Source organism: Mycobacterium neumannii, from assembly GCF_048452905.1.
In the GTDB taxonomy this organism is placed as follows: Bacteria; Actinomycetota; Actinomycetes; order Mycobacteriales; family Mycobacteriaceae; genus Mycobacterium; species Mycobacterium neumannii_B.
In genome coordinates this window covers 1,509,401-1,530,279 of the sequence record NZ_JBCGVF010000003.1, presented here as the reverse complement: position 1 = coordinate 1,530,279, position 20,879 = coordinate 1,509,401, and the positions used below count along the sequence as shown (strand labels likewise).

Here is a 20,879-nt window from a genome sequence, read left to right as displayed (position 1 = left end):
GCTAGGTAGCCGCTCGAGACGCCGCCTCGCCGGCCGTACGCTAACGTCGCGTCAGCAGGTTCTACCGTGAAAAGCAGCAAGGCAGCGAGTGAACAATCCACCGAAGGGCGGGCCGGTGTCCGCCGTCTACGTCGCATCCCCGGAAGGCGACACCGGTAAATCGACGATCGCGCTGGGCATCCTGCACCGGTTGACCGCCACCGTGGCCAAGGTCGGTGCCTTCCGCCCGATCACCCGGCTCGGCGAGGACAGTGACTACATCCTCGAACTGCTGTTGGACCACACCACGGCGGGTCTGGCCTACGACGACTGCGTGGGCGTCGGCTACGAGCAGTTGCACGAAGACCCCGACGGCGCGTTGGCCGAGATCGTCGACCGCTACCACCGGGTGGCCGACCAGTGCGATGCGGTGCTTATCGTCGGCAGCGACTACACCGATGTCGCCACGCCCAGCGAGTTGTCGACCAACGCACGCATCGCGGCCAACCTCGGCGCTCCGGTCGTGCTGGCGGTCAAGGCCAAAAATCGGAGCCCCCACGACGTCGCGAACATCGTCGATATCTGCCTCGACGAGATCACCGCCCAGCATGCGCACCCCGCGGCGGTCGTCGCCAACCGCTGTGACCCCGCACAACTGACCGCGGTGCTCGACGCGTTGAAGGACTTCGATCCCAAGTGCTACGCGCTGCCCGAGGAGCCGCTGCTGGTCGCCCCATCCGTCGGCGAACTCCAGCAGGCCGTCGAGGGCGAATTGATCAGTGGCGATCCGGCGCTGCTGTCGCGTGAGGCGATGGATCTGATGGTCGCCGGGATGACCGCCGAACGCGTCTTGGAGCGGCTCAGCGAGGGCGTGGCCGTCATCGCGGCCGGCGACCGATCCGACGTCGTGCTCGCGCTCGCGAGTGCCCATGCCGCCGAAGGCTTCCCGTCGTTATCCTGCATCATCCTCAATGGCGGGCTGGAACTACATCCCTCGATCTCGGCCCTGGTGTCGGGGTTGGGGCTGCGGCTGCCGATCATCGCCACCGAATTCCGGACGTTCGAGACGGCAAGTCGGGTGGCTTCCGCGCGCGGCAGGGTGACGGCGACCTCCGTACGCAAGATCGACACGGCCATCGCATTGATGGAGACCCACGTCGACATCGCGGACATGCTGGATCGGCTGGCCATCCCGATCCCGCAGGTGGTCACTCCACAGATGTTCACCTACAAGTTGCTGGAGTGGGCCCGGTCGGACCGTAAGCACATCGTGTTGCCGGAAGGCGACGACGACCGCATCCTGGCCGCGGCCGGTCGGCTGTTGCACCGCGGCGTCGCCGAGCTGACGATTCTGGGAGAGGAATCTCAGATACGGGCGCGCGCAGCGGAATTGGGTATCGACCTCTCCGACGCCGCGGTTCTCGACCCGCGGACCAGCGACCTGTGCGACAAGTTCGCCGAGCAGTACGCCGAAATGCGCAAGCACAAGGGCGTCACGGTAGAGCAGGCACGCGAGATCATCCACGACGTCTCCTATTTCGGCACGATGCTGGTCCACAACGACATGGTCGACGGCATGGTCTCCGGTGCCCGGCACACCACCGCCCACACGGTGCGACCTGCCTTCGAGATCATCAGGACGCTGCCCGACGTGTCGACGGTCTCCAGCATCTTTTTGATGTGCCTTGCCGACCGGGTGCTGGCGTACGGTGACTGCGCGATCGTGCCGGATCCGACCGCCGAACAGCTGGCCGACATCGCGATCTCGTCGGCCCGCACCGCGGCCAGCTTCGACATCGAGCCGCGAGTCGCGATGCTGTCCTACTCGACAGGTACCAGCGGAGCCGGCGCGGACGTCGAAAAGGTCCGGGAGGCAACCGAACTGGTCATCCAGCGGGAACCGGACCTGCTGGTCGACGGTCCGATCCAGTACGACGCCGCCGTCGACGCCTCGGTGGCCAGGTCCAAGATGCCCGACTCGAAAGTGGCAGGCCGGGCCACGGTGCTGATCTTCCCCGACCTCAACACCGGGAACAACACGTACAAGGCGGTCCAGCGCAGCGCTGGCGCAATCGCGATCGGGCCGGTGTTGCAAGGGTTGAAGAAACCCGTCAACGACCTCTCGCGCGGGGCGTTGGTGGAGGACATCGTCAACACCGTGGCGATAACCGCTATCCAGGCGCAGACGCTCTGATGGCGCGCAGCGTATTGGTTCTCAACTCGGGCTCGTCGTCACTCAAATACGCTGTCATCGAGCCGGATTCGGAGACGATGGTGATCGACGGCATCGTCGAGCGCATCGGTGAGGGGCAGGTACGCGACCACGCCGAGGCGCTGCAGACGGCGTTCGGCCAGATGGCCGAAGCGGGCCGGAGCCTCGAGGCCCTCGACCTCGTCGCCGTCGGGCACCGCGTGGTCCACGGCGGCCCCGACCTGTATCAGCCGACGCTGATCGACGACGCCCTAGTGGCCAGGATCGACGAACTGTCTCCCCTTGCCCCGCTGCACAATCCGCCGTCTCTGCTGGGAATCCAGGAGGCACGTAAGGCGCTGCCCGATCTGCCGCATGTGGCGGTCTTCGACACCGCCTTCTTCCACGACCTGCCGGCTGCGGCGGCGACGTACGCGATCGACCGCGATGTCGCCGAGCAGTGGCATATCCGTCGTTACGGCTTCCACGGCACCTCGCACCAGTACGTCAGCGAGCAGGCCGCGGCCTTCCTGGGCGTGCCGTTGGACTCGGTGCGCCAGATCGTGCTGCACCTGGGCAACGGCGCATCAGCCTCCGCCATCGTCGGGGGCCGACCGGTGGACACCTCGATGGGGCTGACGCCGATGGAGGGGCTGGTGATGGGGACTCGGTCCGGCGACATCGACGCCGGTCTGATGTTCTATCTGTGGCGAACGGCGGACATGAAGGTCGAGGACATCGAGGAGATGCTCAACCGTCGGTCCGGGGTACGTGGGCTCGGCGGCGAGGTCGACTTCCGGGTCCTGCACCAGCGCATCGAATCAGGGGACTCCTCTGCGCAACTGGCGTACGACGTCTACATCCACCGGCTGCGCAAGTACATCGGCGCCTATCTTGCGCTACTGGGCGGCGCGGACGTCATCACCTTCACTGCCGGGGTGGGGGAGAACGACGCGTCGGTGCGGCGCGACGCGTTGAGTGGCTTGGCGCCGTTGGGCATAGAACTCGACGAGGTGCTCAACGCCAAAGCCGACAAGAAAGCCCGGCGGATATCGGCCGATCGGTCTGGAACGACGGTGCTAGTTGTTCCCACTGATGAGGAGCTCGCGATCGCCCGCGCTTGCACGAACCTCGTCGAGCACTGAGCGCGGCTTCTCGAGCGGCAGTTCCTGGGCGGAATCGCAGATGGCCAGCAGCCGGCGGACCTGCCTGCCGCAGCGCACCTGCCAGTCGATTCCGTTCCGGGAGCAGATCACGTTGATGTAGTGCAGCGCGGCGAAGCCTGCGCTGCCGAAGAAGTCGACGAGCCGCAGGTCAATCACGAGACGCCGGGTGCCGGCGACCTGACCTTCGACGTAGGTGGCCAGCGCTCTGCTGTTGGTGGCATCGATCTCGCCCTCGACCGTCACGAGCACCGTCGAGCCGTGTCTGTGCGACGCGGTGAAGCTGGCGCGATGGTGGTGTTCGCACTGATCGAAGGACCGAGGGTCGGGTCGGAACACCCGGCAGGTTCCTACAGCGGACACGGCGCACTCCTGTTGTCGAGATGCAATTGAAACCGCGGAGGCCGTCAGCGATGCCTGACAGCTGCTCAGCCGCAAACGGAAAATGATCCCCGATGACCCCTGCAGTTTGGCTGTGACCTCAACCTGTGATGCAGATTACTACGAAATCCGCGGCATGACCATTGAGTGTTACGACATGGGCAAATCCCGTAAAGTCGACGCCTTGCGTATCGCGCTTTGCTGTAAGGGCCACTGAATCCGTAGTTCTCACACCGCTTGGGGTGGTACCGGTGAGATTGAATTTGCCCCGCTGGCAACGCGCCGAAATCCGCACGCAACCGCCGTGGGCTGGAATGTGCCCATCCAGTGCGACGAAGGGGCATACATGCCGAGTATTTACGAGCAGATCGGCGGCCACGAGGCCCTCGAAGGCGTGGTCGAGGACTTCTACATCCGTGTGCTGGCCGACGACCAGCTGTCCGGTTTCTTCACCGGAACCAACATGGCGCGGCTCAAGGGGCGCCAGGTCGAGTTCTTCGCCGCCGCGCTGGGCGGGCCCGAGCCCTATACCGGTGCGCCGATGCGCAGGGTCCACCAGGGCCGCGGAATCACCGTCCACCATTTCAACCTCGTCGCGGGTCATCTCGCGGACAGCCTGACCGCGGCGGGAGTGCCGTCGGAGACGACAGGCGAGATCCTTGCCGCCATCGCCCCGCTCAGCGACGAGATCGCGACCGCCAGCGTCGCCTGACCGTCAGAACGTGCTGGTCGGACGGACGCTGTTGGCCAAATCCACGAGCGCGTAGCGGTGCGCCTGGGTCGGGGCCACCCGCGCAAGAGCGCGCAGCGAGGCCTCCACGCCCAGCTGCAATCCGTGTTCGGTGAACGGGAACCCCAGGATGTGATTGGTACTGGCGGTGTTGTCGGCCAGCCAGTCCAACGCGGTGCCCAGCACCAGCGCACGGATCTGCAGCACCCGCGGCTCGGTGTCGGGCAGCGCCTCGACGCGCCGTGCGGCATCCCGGATCTGCTGTTCGGTGATCTCGCTCGACGAGCGACCGGACAGCAACGTGACCGCGCTGGTCAGCCGGGCCGTCGTGAAGTGCCGCGACATCGCGGGCACCTTGTCCAGGGTCTTCACCGCATCATCGCGCTCGCCTGCGGCCGACTGGGCGCGGGCCATCCCGAACCCCGCCGAGATCACCCCGTTGTCGGTCGACCACACGGTGTTGTAGAACTTGCCCGCGTCAGGGGTTCCTGCCAACTCGGCGGTGGCGGCCAAGGCCAATTTGGGTGCAAGCTCGCCGGGCATCGTGTCGAGCACCTCAGTGAAATGCTTTGTCGCCGAGTCATAACCGGCGGTCAGCAGCTCGGAAACGGCCTTGAACCAGACGAGCCGCCACGGCCAACCCACCCGCTCGGTGAGGTCGTCGAGCTTGCGCGTGGCCTTGGCGACGTCGCCGAGGTCGAGCAGCGCGCGCACTTCCATCAGCGGCAGTTCGACCGAGTCCGACAGGTCGATGCCTTCGGAGTCCAGCGCCCCGTGCCTGGCCGCGCGCAGCTGGTCCAAGGTTTGTACGGGCTGGCTCACCACGCTTGCCGACAGCACAGGCGCACCGACGTCGGTCGGGTCGACCAGGGGTACGGGTAGCGCCCTGACGATCTCCTGGGCGGTCAGCCGTTCGGAGTGCACCTGTCCGTCGAGGTAGACGTCGGTGTGCGCGACCAGAAGATCGATGCCGAACGTGGACCGGGTGGGCGAAAACACCGTGGACAGACCGGGTTTGGGTGACCCGGTGTCTTTCGCCACGACTTCGCGCAGCACGCCGAGCAGCTGTCCGGACATCTCGTCGGCGCTGCCGAACCGCCGCCGAGGATCCGGGTCGATGGCCCGGCGCAGCGCCCGGCCGAACGAGTCGTACTCGGCCAGGACCGGATCGTCCTCGGGCAACCCGTCGACGTAGCGGCCCCTGCGCGTGCGCAGGTTCAGCGTCAGCGCCGCGAGCGTGCGCCCGACGGTGTAGATGTCGGTGGCCACAGTCGGCCCCGTCCGCACGATCTCGGGAGCCTGGTATCCCGGGGTTCCGTAGAGATAGCCGAACGAGTTGATGGTCGACACCGCACCGAGGTCGATCAGCTTGAGCTGTTCCTCGGTGATCATGATGTTCTCGGGCTTGAGGTCGTTGTAGGTCAGGCCGAGCGAGTGTAGATAGCCAAGTGCAGGCAGGATTTCGAGCATGTACCCGATGGCCTGGGCGACCGGCAGCTTCTCACCCTTGGCCTGCTTGAGCGACGTGCCGCCGACGTACTCCATCACGATGTAGCCGACCGGGTTGCCGTGCTGGTCGGCGTGTTCGACGAAGTTGTAGATCTTCACGATCCCGGGATGGGTGACCTCGGCCAGGAACTGGCGCTCGGCCATCGCGATCTTCTGGGCCTCGGCGTCACCGGAATGCACCAAGCCCTTGAGCACGACGGGCCGTTCGTTGACGTTGTGGTCGAAAGCCAGATAGACCCAGCCGAGGCCGCCGTGCGCGATGCAGCCCTTGATCTCATACTGGTCGGCGACCATGTCGCCCGGATTCAGTTGCGGCAGAAATGAATACGGGCTGCCGCAGTGCGGACACCAACCTTCCGACCGGGCGGGCTTGCCATCGCTGGAACGGCCGACGGGGCGCCCGCAATTCCAACAGAACCGCTTGTTCTCCGCGACCACCGGGTTGGTCATCAGCGCTTCGAGCGGGTCCTTGGCTCGCACCCGCGGGATCTCGACCAGCCCACCGCCCAAGCGCCGCGTCCGCGACAACGCCCGCGTCGTGGTGGTGGTCTGCTCCTGCGGCTCGGTGTCGCCGGTGCCCACCGACTCGCCGTCGTCGTCGAGATGGGGCCGGAACACCGCCTCGGTCGCCATCGGGCGGATGGTCGAGGCCGAATCCATGCCCATGTCGTCGAAGCTCGCCGGCTGGGTACCGGGGCCCTCGTCGTCGTAGTCGTCCAGCTGGGTCTCGGACATCAGTCGGAGTACCTCGCGACCGGAGGAGCCGGCGCAGGCCCGAGCACCGTCAACCACTTGCGGTACAACGTGTTCCAGGTGCCATCGCGCCGGATCCGTTCCAGCGTGCCGTTGACGTATCGGACCAGTCCGGTGTTCTGCCGGTTGATCCCGATGCCGTAGGGCTCCTCGTTGAGGCTCGGTCCGACGATGTGCAGGTAAGGATCCTGTGACACCAGACCGGCGAGGATCGAGTCGTCGGTGCTGACGGCGTCGACCTGCCGCTGCTGCAACGCCACCAGGCAGTCGGCCCACGCGACCACCCCGACGATGATCGGCGGCGGCGTGATTTGGCGGATCCGCTCCAGCGATGTCGTGCCCTTCGCGACGCAGACGCGGCGTCCCGAAAGGTCTGACGCCTGCCGGATTGTCGAGTCGCGCGGCGCCAGGATGCGTTGATTGGCGGTCAGATACGCCGTCGAGAACCCGATCAGCTTCTTGCGTTCGCACGTGATGGTCATGGTCTTGACGACGACGTCGACCTGATTGTTCTGCAACGCCGCGATGCGGTCCGCCGACGACAGGATGCGGTACTCCACCTGCGACGGGGTTCCGAATATGTCGCGGGCGATCTCACCGGCGATGTCGACGTCGAACCCGGTGATCTGACCGGTGATCGGATCCCGGAAAGAGAACAGGTTGCTGCCGATGTCCAGCCCGACGATCAGCCGCCCACGCGCTCGGATGTTCGCGACCGCCCTGTCTGCCTCGGCCCGGTTGGTGAACGGGCGAAGGCTCGCCGTGCGCTCACAGTCCTCGGTGTCGTCGTCGGGCGGGTGCACCGGTTGCGGCGGCAACTCCTCCATACCTGCCGGCGTGGGCGGTGGAAGCGTCACACCGGGTGTGGAGATCACCGACGTCGCCTGCCCGCACCCGGTGAGCACCAGCGCGGCGGCGAGGAGGATGCCGAAGAGCCTTCTCAGCGGCTGTTTGTTCTTCGCGCAAGCACTCATCATCTGTACTCACTCAGCCTCGGCCACAACCCCAGCGCCACCGCGACCGCCGCGACGACGCTGAGCACCGCGGCGCCGACCGTCGCACCGGACAGCACCCGGTGTGCGTTGATGATGTCGTCGCGGAGTTGCTTTCTGCTCTCTTCGATGCCCTGGCTCAACGCCTCGTCGAGCTTGTTGAACGCCGGCGTGGAGTCGTCTGCCCCGGTGCCCAGCGCCACCTGCGTGGCGGCCTGATAGTTGCCGACGCTGATGTAGGCGTTGATCCGGTCGTCGGCGGCGCGCCAGCGCTTCAACAACTGCTCGGCCTCGCTGAGATCGGTCTTGTCGATGGCGTCCTCGCGGGCCAGGTAATCGGCAAGCTGTTGCTGCATCATGTCGATGCGCTGGTAGTACGACTGTTTGCGCACCGTCTCGTCGCCGCGCCGGATCAACGACAGTGTCTCGTCGGCGCGGGCCTGCTGCGCGGTGATTGCCAGGTTCGTCACCGTCTTCAACGACTCGGCGGCCGTGTCCTTGGCGCTGCGACTGTCGGAGGTCGAGATCACCAGGGCCGTGCCCACCCAGATCAACATGGTCAGAACCGCGAGACCTCCCGCGACGAAGCCGATGTTGATCCGCCTACGCGTGCGCCTGGCCAGCCAACGGTTGGCGAACACCCCGAACAGCAGGGTCGCCAGAACCACCAGGATGACCGGGCCGGGGATGCGGGTGGACGCGCTGGTCTCGGCGTCCACTCGTTCCGAGGTCTCCTCGTATAGCCGTTGGGCCCCGGGCAGGATCTGCGTCTGCATCAACGCCGACGCTTCCGACAGGTACGACGAACCCACCGGGTTGCCCGAACGGTTGTTGGTACGAGCGGTCTCGACCAAGCCCGTGTACACCGACAACTCCGCGTTGATGCGGCCGAGCAACTGCACCAGATCCTCGTCGGTGAGCCCGCTCGACGCCCGAGTCACGGCCACCGACGCGTCCGTGATCGCCTGCTCGTACCGTTGCCGGACGTCACGCGGTTCCGCTCCGGCGATGAAGGCGGTGGCCGCCGCGGCGTCGGCCACCGAAAGCGTCGTGTAGAGCTGACCGGCGGCAAAGGACAGCGGCTCGGTGTGGTTGAGCACCGTCATCAGCGCCTGTTGCCGGTCGTTGATCGTCGTCGAGGTGGCGAACGCGCTGGCGATGACGAGCGCAGACAGCACGACCCCGATGGTCAGGATGCGGCCGGGCGTGGTCCACAGAAACCACCAGCGTTGTTGTGCGGGCGTCGACGGCGACCGCGACGCGAGCGGCTCCGTCGACGGGTGCGCCAACTCCACAGTCACGTGTGCGCGGACCTCATCAGCATCGCTTTCCAGCTCGTCGTTTCGACCGGTCCCACTCTATGAAAGAAGTCTAAGAGTTTCCGGCAGGCAGGGCGGCCCTATTGTTGAGGCGTGCGTGGCGACGGTGACGGATGGGTGGTTTCCCAAGGCCAGGCCTACTGGGGCAGGTACGGCGCGGCCGGTCTCCTGCTGCGGGCACCCGGGCGCGACGGCGCGCCGGTGGTGCTGCTCCAACACCGGGCGGCCTGGAGCCACCAGGGCGACACCTGGGGTCTACCGGGCGGGGCGCGCGACAGCCACGAGACCCCGGAGCAGGCGGCCATCCGGGAGGCCCACGAGGAAGCGGGCCTGCCCGCCGAGCAGTTGACCGTGCGCAAGGTGGTGGAGACCAAGATCGTCGCGAGCGACGGGGTCAGCTGGAGCTACAGCACGGTCATCGCCGACGCCCAGGAGATGCTGCACACCGTGCCGAACCGGGAGAGCGCCGAGTTGCGCTGGGTGGCCGTCGACGACGTCGCGAAGCTGCCCCTGCACCCTGGCTTCGCCGCCAGCTGGCAGCGGTTGCGCGACGAGTTCGCCTCGATCCCTCTCCTGGTCAACCGGCAGCTCTGAGCGCTGCCTTCAACTGTGCGGCCGCCGCCCGCGGGTCCTCGGCGGCGGTGATCGCCCGCACCACGACGACGCGTCGCGCGCCGGCCGCCAGCACCTGCGGTAACCGGTCGGTGTCGATTCCGCCGATCGCGAACCACGGCTTGTCGCTGTTCAATTCGGCGGTGTGCCGGACCAGGCCCAGGCCGGGCGCCGGGCGGCCCGGCTTGGTCGGGGTAGGCCAGCACGGGCCGACGCAGAAATAGTCGACGGCCTCGTCGACCGCCGCCGCGACCTGATCCGCGTCGTGGGTGGAGCGCCCAATCACCGGCGTCTCACCGACGATGCCGCGCGCCACCGCCAGCGGAAGGTCGTCCTGGCCCAGATGAAGCACGTCGGCGCCGGCGGCCAGCGCGACGTCGGCGCGGTCGTTGACGGCCAGCAGTGCGCCGTGGCGGCGGGCCGCGTCGGCGAGCACCGCGAGCGACTCGAGTTCCTGACGCGCCTCCAAGGGGCCGAACCGCTGTTCGCCCGGCGAACCCTTGTCGCGCAGTTGGATGAGGTCGACCCCGCCGGCGAGGGCGGCGTCGGCGAACTCCGCGAGGTCACCGCGCTCGCGCCGGGCGTCGGTGCACAGGTACAGCGACGCGCTGGCCAGGCGTTCTCGAGGTTGGTGCACACCGCGACGCTAGCGGCTCGTCGTTAGTGGCCTAACCAGCGGGTACTGTGGGTTGACGAACGCGGGAGTCCCGGGAGCGGGGACTGAGAGTGGGCATTCGAACCTGCCTTTACCGTCGCACCTGATCCGGGTCATGCCGGCGAAGGGAGGGATGTTGACCAAAGCAAGCCTGGCCGTGATCGGCGGCGGCATCATCGGTCTGGCCGTCGCCCGGCGCGCCCGCCGCGACGGCTGGGACGTGCGGGTGCACCGCACCGACGCTCGCGGTGCGTCGTGGGTCGCCGGCGGCATGCTCGCACCCCACAGCGAGGGCTGGCCCGGCGAGGAGAAGCTGTTGCAGCTCGGCCTGGAGTCGCTGCACCTGTGGCACGGCGGCTTCCTCGACGGGCTGCCCGACGAGGTGGTCACCGCGCGCGAATCACTGGTGGTCGCCGTCGACCGCGCCGACGCGAGCGACCTCAGGACGGTGGGCGAGTGGCTTGCGGCTCAAGGGCATCCGGTGACGGCGACGACGTCGGCGCGCGACATAGAACCGCTGCTGGCCCAAGGGATCAGGCACGGATTCCGAGCCGAAACCGAACTAGCAGTTGACAATCGGTTGCTGGTGCGAGCCTTGGCCGTGGTGTGCGAAGGGCTCGGTGTGCACTGGGCGCCCCCCGTGTCCGACCTCACCGAGGTGCAGGCCGACGCCGTCGTGATTGCGAACGGCATCGACGCCCCGACGCTGTGGCCCGACCTGCCGATCCGGCCGGTCAAGGGCGAGGTGTTGCGGTTGCGGTGGCGCCGCGGCTGCATGCCGGTGCCCCAGCGGGTCATTCGGGCCCGGGTGCACGGCAGGCAGGTATACCTGGTGCCGCGGGCCGACGGGGTCGTCGTCGGCGCGACGCAGTACGAACATGGCCGCGACACCGCGCCCGCGGTGACAGGTGTGCGCGAACTGCTCGATGACGCCTGCGCGGTGGTGCCCGCGCTGGGCGAATACGAACTCGCCGAATGCGCCGCGGGCCTGCGGCCGATGACGCCGGATGGATTACCGCTCGTCGAACGCCTCGACGAGCGCACACTGGTCGCCGCGGGCCACGGGCGCAACGGATTTCTCCTCGCCCCATGGACGGCCGAACGGATCGCCGCCGAACTCAATGTCACGATTGGAGCAACGCAATGAAGGTACTGGTCAACGACGAAGCGGTCGAAGTGGACGCCTCGACGACGGTCGCCGCGCTGCTGGCGCGTCTCGGCTTTCCGGAGAAGGGCATCGCCGTCGCGGTGGACTGGTCGGTGCTGCCGAAATCGGACTGGGACACCGCCCTGTCGGACGGCGCTCGCGTGGAGGTGGTGACGGCGGTGCAGGGTGGCTAGCCCCGACACCCTTCGCGCGAGCGGAGCATCGGTCTCGAAGTTGACCATCGCCGGCCGCGAGTTCGGTTCGCGGCTCATCCTGGGCACCGGAGGCGCGGCGAATCTGGCCGTGCTCGAAGAAGCGCTTGTCGCATCGGGCACCGAGTTGACGACGGTGGCGATGCGACGCGTCGACGCCGACGGCGGCACCGGCGTGCTCGAGCTGCTCAACCGGCTGGGCATCACCCCCTTGCCGAACACCGCGGGCTGCCGGGGCGCGGCCGAGGCGGTGATGACCGCACAACTGGCTCGCGAGGCGCTGCACACCGAGTGGGTGAAGCTGGAAGTCATCGCCGATGAGCGCACGCTGCTGCCCGATGCCGTCGAACTAGTAAGGGCGGCCGAACAATTGGTCGACGATGGTTTCACGGTCCTGCCGTACACCAACGACGATCCGGTACTCGCGCGACGGCTCGAGGATGTCGGGTGCGCGGCGGTGATGCCGCTGGGATCGCCGATCGGAACGGGACTGGGAATCGCCAACCCGCACAACATCGAGATGATCGTCGACGCCGCTTCGGTGCCGGTGGTGCTCGACGCGGGCATCGGCACCGCGAGTGACGCCGCGATGGCGATGGAGTTGGGGTGTGACGCCGTGCTTTTGGCCACTGCCGTGACCCGCGCCGCCGACCCGCCGACCATGGCGGCGGCGATGGCCGCCGCGGTCACCGCGGGACGCCTGGCTCGCCAGGCCGGCCGCATCCCGAAGCGGTTCTGGGCGCAGGCGTCCAGCCCATCTCGATGAGACGCTATGTCGCACTGGGCAGTTCGATGGCAGCGGGTCCCGGGATCGGACCCCGCGCCGACGGTGCACCCTGGTCCGCCGGCCGCTCTGCGCGCAACTATCCGCATCTGGTAGCCGCGAAGCTGGGTCTCGACCTCGTCGACGTGACCTATTCCGGCGCGACCACCGCGAACGTCCTGCGCGAACCGCAACACGGTGCGCCGCCTCAGATCTCGGCTCTGACCGGATCCGAAGACCTGGTGACGGTGACCATCGGCGGCAACGACGTCGGCTATGTGCCGATGCTGTTCGCGGCGGGCCTGCCACGCGTTGCCCGCAAGCTCCCGCTGCTGCGGACGGTGCTGCGCGCGCAGCTGGATCCGCGGGCGCGCGATGATGCGCTGGCACAGGTCGCTGTGGCGCTCGAGGAGGTCGGCCGGACCGTGCGGGCCCACTCACCTCGCGCGACGGTGCTGTTCGTCGACTACCTCACGCTGCTACCACCGCCGGGTGTGCCTGCGCCGCCGTTATCCGACACCGACGTGGCGACCGGCCGCCACGTCGCCGACACGCTGGCGCGGCTGACCGCAGAGGCGGCCGCGGCCACCGCCTGCGGCCTCGTGCGGGCCGCCGAGCACAGCCGCCCCCATCATGCGTGGTCGGCCGAACCGTGGACGACCCGGTTCGGGCTGACCGACTTGGTGAGACCGGGAAGGCCCGCACCCCTGCACCCCAACGCGGCGGGCATGCGCGCCGTGGCCGACCTCGTCGTCGCGCAGCTGGCGGGCTAGCGCCCGGGCGACGCTAACGTAGTGGGCAATGAGCCACACAAAGGTTTCCAAGCTTTCGAAGACAACGAAGACGATCGCCCTCATCTCGGCCGGCGTCGTCGCACTCGGGGGCTGCGGCCGTGACGAGGAGCCCCAACCGGTGGTGCAGCCACCCACCACCCAGGCGGGGGTGTCGCCGGCCGCCGTGGACTTCGCCAGGTCGCTCGCGCAGCGCACCTCCGCCGACGCCATCTACCAGCATCTGGTCCGGCTGCAGGAGATCGCCGACAACAACGACGGCAACCGTGCCCTGGGTACCCCAGGCTACGACGCCAGCGTCGAATACGTCGCTAACACCCTGCGCGACAAGGGCTTCGACGTGCAGACACCGGAATTCGAGGTGCGGCTGCCGTTCGCCGACGAACCCGCGCTGACCGTCGGCGGCGACGCGGTCAAGGCCAGACCGTTGAACTTCACGATCGGCACACCGCCGGGTGGGGTGTCGGGCCCGCTGGTGCTCGCCCGCGTCGAGGACTCCCCGGGGTGCACGGTCTCCGACTACGACGGCTTGCCCGTCGAGGGCGCCGTCGTGCTCGTCGACCGTGGCAAGTGCCAGTTCTCCCAGAAGGAGGAGGCGGCCGCCGAACGCGGCGCGGTGGCTCTTCTCGTCGCCAACAGCGAGGACAACGACGAGATGGGCGGCACCCTCGGCGAGGACACGGAGGCAACCATCCCGGTCGTCAGCATCACCAAGGCGGAGGGCGATCGGCTACGGGCCGAACCGGGAGACGTCACCCTCAAGCTGAATGCGGGTGTGCGCAAGGAGCGGACCCGCAACGTCATCGCCCAGACCCGAACGGGCGACACCGGAAACGTCGTGATGGCCGGCGCGCATCTGGACAGCGTCCCGGAGGGGCCGGGCATCAACGACAACGGGTCCGGCGTGGCGGCCGTGCTCGAGTCCGCAGTGCAGTTGGGCGGTTCCCCCGACGTCCAGAACGCGGTACGGTTCGGTTTTTGGGGTGCTGAGGAGGTCGGGTTGTTCGGATCGAACAACTATCTGGAGTCGCTGGATGTCGATGCCCTCAAGGACATCTCGCTCTACCTCAACTTCGACATGGTGGGTTCCCCGAACCCCGGTTACTTCACCTATGACGGGAATCAGTCCCTGCCGCCCGGTGAGGAAGGCGCGATCGCCCGGGTACCGGAAGGGGCGGCGGGTGTGGAACGCACGCTGGTCGATTACCTCGACGCGGCTGGAAAGCCGGCCGAGGACACCAGCTTCGACGGTCGCTCCGACTACGACGGGTTCACCCTGGCGGGCATCCCGGCCGGTGGCACCTTCTCGGGCGCCGAAGCCAAGATGACGCCCGAGCAAGCCGAGATGTGGGGTGGTGAGGCGGAGCAGCCGTTCGACCCCAACTACCACAAGGAATCGGACACCCTCGAGCACATCGACCGCACCGCACTCGGCATTCACGGGGCGGGTGTGTCCTACGCCGTCGGTATCTACGCCCAGGACCAAGGTGGGCCGAATGGAATCCCCACGCGCGATCTGCGCGTCCGACATCCGCTCGCCTCATGAAGAGATGGGCGGCCTCCCTCCGTTTGGTCGGTGTGGCGGGAGTCGTGATCGGAGTCGTCATTGGGGTCGTCGGAGCCATGACCTCGTGCTCGTCGCCGGCGCCGGCACCGCCGTCGCCACAGGAGATGGCGGACAAGGTCGCCGCCGACGCGATGTTCGCCCACCTGCAGAAACTGCAGCAGATCGCCGACACCAACGGCGGTAACCGCGCCAACGGCAAACCCGGATACGACGCCACCGTCGACTACGTCGCACAGTTCCTGCGCGACAAGGGATTCGACGTCCACACCCCTGAGTTCGAGCTGCTCGACCGCAGTGTGGGCGGCAATCCGTCGATGCGGGTGAGCGGGCGCGAATATCCCGTCGACCAGGCCTCCCTGCTGATCACCACGCCGCGCGGCGGGCTGAACGCCGTGACGCTTCGCCCGGCGAAGCCCGCCGGTTGCCGGACCGCCGACTACGACGGCACCTCGGTGCGGGGCGCGATCGCCATCGTCGACGACACGGGCTGCTCGGTGGTCGCAAAACAGAACGCGGCCGTCTCGGAGGGCGCCGTGGGCCTGCTTGTCGTCAGCTCGCCCGGTGGCGGCGGGAGCCCGGCGGGCCTGTTCACCCCCGGCTACTACCAGGACCTGACCGTTCCCGTCGGGGTCATCGGCCGCGAAGCCGACGCTGCCCTGCGGCGGACCTCGGCGCCGGTACGCCTTGTGCTCGACCGTAAGCCGGTCATGAAGAAGACCCGAAACCTCGTGGCGCAGACCAAGACCGGGGACGCCCGTAACGTCGTCCTGGCGGGTGCGCACCTCGACAGCTCGGCAGCAAGCCCCGGAGTGAACGACGACGGAACGGGTATCGCGGCGCTGCTGGAGACCGCTGCGACACTGGGTCCGCAGCCGCCGATCGCCAACGCCGTGCGGTTCGTGTTCTGGGCCTCGGAGGAGAACGGGCTGGCCGGACCGACGAGGTACGTTCAAGGGCTCTCGCCCGACGAACTCCGCGACATCGCGCTGTATCTGGGCTTCGACATGCTCGGTTCGCCGAATGCCGGCTACTTCACCTACGACGGTGACCAGTCCGCTACACCGAACCCGGCCATCCCCGCGCGGTCGGTGCCCGCGGGTTCGGCCGGTATCGAGCGGATGCTGGCCGGCTATCTCAACACGGCGGGCGTGCGGCCCGCGGACATGCCGCTGAGCGAATTCACCGACTACTACCCGTTTCTCGCTGCCGGAGTGCCGGTCGGCGGCCTGACAGCCGGTTCGTCACAACGTAAGAGCGAGATTCAGGCTCGGCTTTGGGGTGGGAGGGCAGGTGTCCCCTTCGACCCGAACTACCGCACCAAGCGCGACACCGTGGAGAACGTCAATCGCGACGCGCTGTCGGTCCTGGGGCCTGCGGTCACCTACGCCGTGGCGACCTACGCGCGGTCGGTCGACGGCGTCAACGGTGTTCCGTCCCGGGACCAACGGCAGCGGGCCGCTCGCTAGCCTGGCGGAATCCCAACAGCCGCATGCCGTGATAGACCGCCAGGGCGGCTATCGAACCCAGCGCGATTCCGGTGAAGGTCAATGTTCCTACGTGCCAAGTGAAGTCGGCGATGCCGATGATCAGTGGGATGGCCGCGGTCATCTGATTGATCGGCCGGGAGAAGTCGACCCCGTTGGTCAGCCAGATCCGGACTCCCAGCACGCCGACGAGGCCGTAGAGCACCACGGTCGCCCCACCGAGCACGCCCGCGGGTATCGCCGAGATCGCCGCGCCGACCTTCGGGCACAGCGAGAGCAGGATCGCCACGGCCCCCGCAACCCAGTACGCCGCAGTGGAATACACCCGCGTCGCCGCCATCACGCCGATGTTCTCGGCGTAAGTGGTGGTCGCAGAGCCGCCGCCGAAACCGGCCAGCGTGGTGGCCACACCGTCGGCGGCTAGTGCCCGGCCCATCACCGGGTCGACATCGGTGGCGGTCATCTGGCCGACCGATTTCACGTGCCCGATGTTCTCGGCGACCAAGGCGATCACCGCGGGCAGAAACATCGGCAACACCGCGACGGTGAACGTCGGCGCCTGGAACTCCGGCAACCCGAGCCACGGAGCGGCGGCGATCGGTGCGGTGTCGATCTCACCGAGCATCAGCGCGAGCAGGTATCCGACGAGGACGGCCAGGAAGATGGCCAGCCGGCCGACGATGCCGCGGAAGAACGCCAGCGTCGCCACCAGGAGCACCAGGGTGACGAGCCCGACCACCGGACCCTGTTCGAAGTTGGCCTTGGCCGAGGGCGCCAGGTTGAAGCCGATCAGCGCGACGATCGCCCCGGTCACCACCGGGGGAAGCGTCACGTCGAGCCAGTGCGTGCCGACCAGGTGGACCAGACCGCCGATCGCCACCAGCGCGAGGCCGACCGCCACGAGTCCGCCAAGGGCGCTTCCCGTTCCGTGCGAGGCGACCGCCGCGGTGACCGGTGCGATCACCGAGAAGCTCGAACCCAGGTAGCTGGGCAACCGATTGCCCGTGATGAGCAGGAACAGCACCGTCCCGACGCCCGAGAACAACAGCGTCGTCGCCGGTGGGAAGCCGGTGAGGACGGGGACCAGGAAGGTGGCGCCGAACATGGCCACGACGTGCTGGGCGCCGAGTCCGATCGTCCGGCCCCAGCCGAGACGTTCGTCGGGTGCCACGACGAAGTCATCGCCGGGGTTGGCGTCGACGCGCTTCCAGCTCAGCTCGATCACGGTCTAAGACGGTAAGCCAGCGCGCCCGCGAGCACCACGCAAGCGCCGGCCACTGCCGACGGCCCCGGAAGCAGCAACGCCAGCACCACACAACCCGCCAGCCCGACCGCCGGAACCGTCCGGCGGCCGAGCGTCCAAGCCGACGCGTTGGCGATCGCGTAGTAGACGAGGACGGTGAACGACGAGAAGCCGATCGCGGTGCGGACGTCCACGGTGGCGGCGAGCGCGGCCACGGCGAGGCCGACGACGACCTCGGCGCGGTGTGGGCTGCCGAATCTCGGGTGCACGCGCGACAGCGTGTGCGGCAGGTGGCGATCGCGCGCCATCGCCAGCGTCGTGCGCGACACCCCGAGGATGAGCGCCAGCAGTGACCCGAGGGCGGCCACCGCTGCGCCGACCCGCACGACGGGCTCCAGTGCTGGGAAGCCGGCCGAGGTCACCGCGTCGGCAAGCGGTGCGGCTGCTGAAGCCGTTGCCGCGCTGCCTAATTCGGCGACAACAGCGGCGGCGACCAGGGTGTACACCACGAGCGTGATGGCCAGAGCCAGCGGTATCGCGCGGGGGATGGTGCGGGCGGGGTCGCGGACCTCTTCGCCAAGTGTCGCGATCCGTGCATAGCCCGCGAACGCGAAGAACAACAATCCGGCGGCCTGCAGCACGCCGGCGACGGAGACGTCGGCGCCGGCCGACAGGCGGGTCAACTCGACCTCCCCGAAGCCGAGGACGGTGACCACCACGGTGGCCAGCACCGCCAGTACCAGGGCGACGATGACGCGCGTCAGCAGCGCCGACTTACGGATGCCCGCGTAGTTCAGTGCGGTCAGTGCGGCGACCGCCCCGACCGCGACGCCGCGGGCCGCTTCGGGCCACACGTAGTAGCCGACGGTGAGCGCCATCGCCGCGCACGATGCGGTCTTGCCGACGATGAAACTCCACCCCGCGGTGTAGCCCCAGAACCGGCCGAGCCGCTCACGCCCGTAGACGTATGTGCCGCCGGACTCGGGGTACCGCGCGGCCAGCCAGGCCGACGAGGTGGCGTTGCAGTAGGCCACGACTGCGGCGACCGCCAGCCCGATCAGCAGTCCCGAACCGGCCGCCGCGGCGGCGGGCCCGACGGCGACGAAGATGCCCGCGCCCAGCATCGAACCCAGCCCGATGACTACCGCGTCGAAGGTGCCGACCCGGCGGGGCAGCGCAGGCCCGGTCGGCGTGCTCACGCCGGAATGCTATTTCAGGCGTTGTTGTGGTGCGGATGCAACGACTCGCGGGCGGAGGTCGTCGCTGAGGCGACGAGCGCCACGAGCAGCCCGGCACCGCCGAGCAGTGCCAGCGGGACCGTCCACAGCCGTCGCGTCAGCAGCGCGGACTTACACTGCTCGACGTAGTTGGTGTCGCCGCCGGCCGCGGCTGCCTGGGTCAGGTCGCTGAGGTACCCGGTCCCACATTTGACCTGCCAGCCGTACTGGTCGTAGCTGTCCAAGAACACGGGAAAGTTCAGCGCCAGCAGGGCGGCGCCCAGTACGACGGCGGCGATGATCCCGGTCCATGCGAGACGGTGGTGGTGGTCGGACAATGTGTTCCCCCGTTCATATCATGCACACGTCAGCAAACAGCAGCACCGGCCATGAGGCGATCGACCCCAGATATGAAACGACCAGGTCGGCGCCGGTCATGGCGTGCAGATGGTCGGTGTGGGTGGTCGACCAGAACACGCCGACCAGCAGGTACGGCGTGCCGAGGACGAGCGCCACCACGATCAACTCACCGATCGTGACCTGAAAGCCCAGAAGCTTGCGGAGCGCGCCGAACACACCATTATGTTAATCGTCATTCTATGTCGTCTGGCAAGTTCGAACCGATACCGACGGTGGTACTGGACCGGTATGGCGGGGGTCGGTCCGATATCGTGTCTGCCATGTCGCGCACTCGGCCGGCGAGCGGTGACGCGGTCCGGCGCCGGCCGAAAGACCGAAAAGCCCAGATCGCCCGGGCATCCGCCGAGGCGTTCAGCACCCTGGGCTTCTACGGCGTGAGCATGGAGTCGATCGCATCGCGGGTCGGGATCTCGGCGGCCGCCCTCTACCGGCACTACGCGAGCAAGTACGACCTCTTCCGCGATGCCGTGCTCAATCTGGGGCAGCAGCTGGTGGACGCCACCGCGTTCATCGACGAGGCCGAGCTCGAGGACCCCGAATCAGAACTGCACCGGTTGGCCGTGGCGCTCATCGAGACCGCGATGGCGAACCGGGAGTCAGGCGGGCTGTACCGGTGGGAGGCGCGGTATCTGCGCGGCGACGACCAAGCGTCGCTGATCGCGCAGATGCGTACCGTCAACCGCCGCATCCAACGCCCCATCTGCGCCATGCGTCCGGATCTGACCTCCCATCAGCGGTGGACGTTGTCCATCGCGGTCCTGTCGGTCACCGGCAGCGTCGTCGACCACCGGGCGAAGCTACCCGCCGGCCAGGTGCGGGTGCTGCTGTCGGATCTCGCGATAGCGCTGGCCGCCACCGAGTTGCCCCACGGCGACGACGTCGCCGAGCAGCCGGTCGCACCCGTTCCCACCGCCATCGAGCCGTCGCGATATGAAGCGCTGCTCAACGAGTCCATGCGCTTGTTCAACATCAAGGGATACCGCGACACGGGCATGGAGGACATCGCCGCGGCCGTCGGCATGCCCGCGTCAGGGATCTACCGGTACTTCGCGGGCAAGAGCGATATCCTGGCCGCCGTCTTCCGGCGGGCGGCCGACCGGCTCTCCGACGAGCTGACAGCGATCACCGCTGCCAACGCCGACCCCGAGGACGCCCTCGCCGCGGTCATCGATGCCTACGTGGCCAGGTCGTTCGCACATCCCGAACTCGACTACGTCTACTACTCCGAGCGGCTGCACATGTCGCCGACGGATCAGAAGATCTTGCGAAACATGCAGCGCACCACCGTCGAATCGGTGGTGGAGTTGGTGGTCGCCGTGCGCCCCGATTGGACGCCAAGCCAGGCCAGGTTCGCCGTGCACGCGGCCATGGCGTTGGTGATCGACCTGGGCCGGTTGATGCGCTACGCGAACTCACCGAAGAACCGGGCGATTCTGCAGCGGCTGCTGGACGTGACTCTGTTGGGCCGCTACCGGTTACGTGCGACGTTGCCCGCCAAGTAGGCGAGGTAGCCGAGGGTGCCGAGGACGGCGAGTTTGCGGGTTTTGCGGGCCGCCAGCCCGAGCCCCAGCGCCGTCTCGATACCGCCGTTGACGTAGATGAACTGGCGGGTGTTGTGTGGGAACGCCTGCACCGTCACCGATTCGAACAGCTCCGGCTTGACGAAGTGGCTGAGCCCGACCCCGGCCAGGCCCAGGCCGGCCACCGTGGCCGCGCGTGAACCGCTGCTCGATTCCTGAAGTGACACAGCC

At 67.9% G+C, this 20,879-nt stretch carries 21 protein-coding genes and 1 riboswitch; of the genes, 11 read left to right on the top strand and 10 right to left on the bottom strand.

Annotation, left to right across the window (positions count from 1 at the left end; genetic code table 11):
- Positions 1-88: 88 nt before the first annotated feature.
- Together pta and AAHH99_RS13900 are read left to right on the top strand one after the other, a co-directional pair.
- A complete protein-coding gene (gene pta, locus AAHH99_RS13905) occupies positions 89-2,173 on the top strand; it encodes a phosphate acetyltransferase (RefSeq protein WP_418769121.1) in 2,085 nt (694 codons plus the stop codon).
- Entirely contained in the window at positions 2,173-3,315 is a 1,143-nt protein-coding gene (locus AAHH99_RS13900; protein WP_418769120.1) for an acetate kinase, read from the top strand. Before pta ends, AAHH99_RS13900 begins: the two co-directional genes overlap by 1 nt.
- Here the strand turns inward: AAHH99_RS13900 and AAHH99_RS13895 are convergent.
- Positions 3,250-3,672, bottom strand: a complete 423-nt coding sequence (locus tag AAHH99_RS13895) for an STAS domain-containing protein (RefSeq protein ID WP_202931591.1) — start codon at positions 3,670-3,672, stop codon at positions 3,250-3,252. The genes AAHH99_RS13900 and AAHH99_RS13895 overlap by 66 nt on opposite strands.
- Positions 3,673-4,060: 388 nt before the next feature.
- On the opposite strand from AAHH99_RS13895, the gene AAHH99_RS13890 reads away from it, so the two are divergent.
- Complete coding sequence (locus AAHH99_RS13890) at positions 4,061-4,426, top strand: group I truncated hemoglobin (protein ID WP_418769119.1); 366 nt, start codon at positions 4,061-4,063, stop codon at positions 4,424-4,426.
- Between the two features lie 3 nt (positions 4,427-4,429).
- Here AAHH99_RS13890 and AAHH99_RS13885 read toward each other — a convergent pair whose 3' ends face one another.
- The 3 genes from AAHH99_RS13885 to glnX are packed head-to-tail and all read right to left on the bottom strand — an operon-like array spanning position 4,430 to position 8,999.
- Positions 4,430-6,688, bottom strand: coding sequence for a serine/threonine-protein kinase PknG (locus AAHH99_RS13885; RefSeq protein ID WP_418769118.1), 2,259 nt, complete (start codon positions 6,686-6,688; stop codon positions 4,430-4,432).
- Complete coding sequence (locus tag AAHH99_RS13880; RefSeq protein ID WP_418769117.1) at positions 6,688-7,680, bottom strand: glutamate ABC transporter substrate-binding protein; 993 nt, start codon at positions 7,678-7,680, stop codon at positions 6,688-6,690. The genes AAHH99_RS13885 and AAHH99_RS13880 overlap by 1 nt, the downstream gene beginning before the upstream one ends.
- Entirely contained in the window at positions 7,680-8,999 is a 1,320-nt protein-coding gene (glnX, locus tag AAHH99_RS13875; RefSeq protein WP_418769116.1) for a protein kinase G-activating protein GlnX, read from the bottom strand. The genes AAHH99_RS13880 and glnX overlap by 1 nt, the downstream gene beginning before the upstream one ends.
- A 111-nt stretch (positions 9,000-9,110) precedes the next feature.
- On the opposite strand from glnX, the gene AAHH99_RS13870 reads away from it, so the two are divergent.
- A complete protein-coding gene (locus tag AAHH99_RS13870; RefSeq protein WP_418769115.1) occupies positions 9,111-9,611 on the top strand; it encodes an NUDIX hydrolase in 501 nt (166 codons plus the stop codon).
- Here the strand turns inward: AAHH99_RS13870 and thiE are convergent.
- Positions 9,595-10,266 (bottom strand): thiamine phosphate synthase, encoded by a 672-nt coding sequence (gene thiE / locus AAHH99_RS13865; protein WP_418769114.1) that lies wholly within the window; start codon positions 10,264-10,266, stop codon positions 9,595-9,597. The two genes, AAHH99_RS13870 and thiE, sit on opposite strands and share 17 nt — an antisense overlap.
- A gap of 51 nt (positions 10,267-10,317) precedes the next feature.
- A riboswitch (TPP riboswitch) is annotated at positions 10,318-10,432 on the top strand.
- Here thiE and thiO point away from each other — a divergent pair.
- The 6 genes from thiO to AAHH99_RS13835 all read left to right on the top strand — a co-directional run bounded on the left by thiO (position 10,418) and on the right by AAHH99_RS13835 (position 16,230).
- Positions 10,418-11,431 carry a glycine oxidase ThiO gene (gene thiO, locus AAHH99_RS13860; protein WP_418769113.1) on the top strand — a complete coding sequence of 338 codons (1,014 nt, stop codon included), beginning with the start codon at positions 10,418-10,420 and terminating at the stop codon, positions 11,429-11,431. Its footprint overlaps the riboswitch before it by 15 nt.
- Positions 11,428-11,625, top strand: coding sequence for a sulfur carrier protein ThiS (gene thiS / locus AAHH99_RS13855; RefSeq protein ID WP_064399789.1), 198 nt, complete (start codon positions 11,428-11,430; stop codon positions 11,623-11,625). Before thiO ends, thiS begins: the two co-directional genes overlap by 4 nt.
- On the top strand, positions 11,618-12,409 hold the full coding sequence (locus tag AAHH99_RS13850; RefSeq protein WP_418769112.1) for a thiazole synthase: 792 nt from the start codon (positions 11,618-11,620) through the stop codon (positions 12,407-12,409). The genes thiS and AAHH99_RS13850 overlap by 8 nt, the downstream gene beginning before the upstream one ends.
- Complete coding sequence (locus AAHH99_RS13845; RefSeq protein ID WP_418769111.1) at positions 12,406-13,179, top strand: SGNH/GDSL hydrolase family protein; 774 nt, start codon at positions 12,406-12,408, stop codon at positions 13,177-13,179. Before AAHH99_RS13850 ends, AAHH99_RS13845 begins: the two co-directional genes overlap by 4 nt.
- A 28-nt stretch (positions 13,180-13,207) precedes the next feature.
- Entirely contained in the window at positions 13,208-14,743 is a 1,536-nt protein-coding gene (locus AAHH99_RS13840; RefSeq protein WP_418769110.1) for a M28 family metallopeptidase, read from the top strand.
- Positions 14,740-16,230: a M28 family peptidase gene (locus tag AAHH99_RS13835; protein WP_418769109.1), complete on the top strand. Its 1,491-nt coding sequence runs from the start codon at positions 14,740-14,742 to the stop codon at positions 16,228-16,230. Before AAHH99_RS13840 ends, AAHH99_RS13835 begins: the two co-directional genes overlap by 4 nt.
- Here the strand turns inward: AAHH99_RS13835 and AAHH99_RS13830 are convergent.
- From AAHH99_RS13830 to AAHH99_RS13815, 4 genes are read right to left on the bottom strand one after another with little or no spacing between them, the layout of a single operon-like run.
- On the bottom strand, positions 16,184-17,473 hold the full coding sequence (locus tag AAHH99_RS13830) for a uracil-xanthine permease family protein (RefSeq protein ID WP_418769108.1): 1,290 nt from the start codon (positions 17,471-17,473) through the stop codon (positions 16,184-16,186). The two genes, AAHH99_RS13835 and AAHH99_RS13830, sit on opposite strands and share 47 nt — an antisense overlap.
- Positions 17,470-18,690 (bottom strand): APC family permease, encoded by a 1,221-nt coding sequence (locus AAHH99_RS13825; protein ID WP_418769107.1) that lies wholly within the window; start codon positions 18,688-18,690, stop codon positions 17,470-17,472. Before AAHH99_RS13825 ends, AAHH99_RS13830 begins: the two co-directional genes overlap by 4 nt.
- A 14-nt stretch (positions 18,691-18,704) precedes the next feature.
- Complete coding sequence (locus AAHH99_RS13820) at positions 18,705-19,046, bottom strand: hypothetical protein (RefSeq protein ID WP_418769106.1); 342 nt, start codon at positions 19,044-19,046, stop codon at positions 18,705-18,707.
- 13 nt (positions 19,047-19,059) lie between these two features.
- Complete coding sequence (locus AAHH99_RS13815; RefSeq protein ID WP_418769105.1) at positions 19,060-19,284, bottom strand: hypothetical protein; 225 nt, start codon at positions 19,282-19,284, stop codon at positions 19,060-19,062.
- Between the two features lie 104 nt (positions 19,285-19,388).
- Between AAHH99_RS13815 and AAHH99_RS13810 the strand changes: the two genes are divergently transcribed.
- Positions 19,389-20,630: a TetR/AcrR family transcriptional regulator gene (locus AAHH99_RS13810; protein ID WP_418769104.1), complete on the top strand. Its 1,242-nt coding sequence runs from the start codon at positions 19,389-19,391 to the stop codon at positions 20,628-20,630.
- Here the strand turns inward: AAHH99_RS13810 and AAHH99_RS13805 are convergent.
- Positions 20,597-20,875, bottom strand: a complete 279-nt coding sequence (locus AAHH99_RS13805; RefSeq protein ID WP_064425291.1) for a hypothetical protein — start codon at positions 20,873-20,875, stop codon at positions 20,597-20,599. The genes AAHH99_RS13810 and AAHH99_RS13805 overlap by 34 nt on opposite strands.
- Positions 20,876-20,879: the final 4 nt, after the last annotated feature.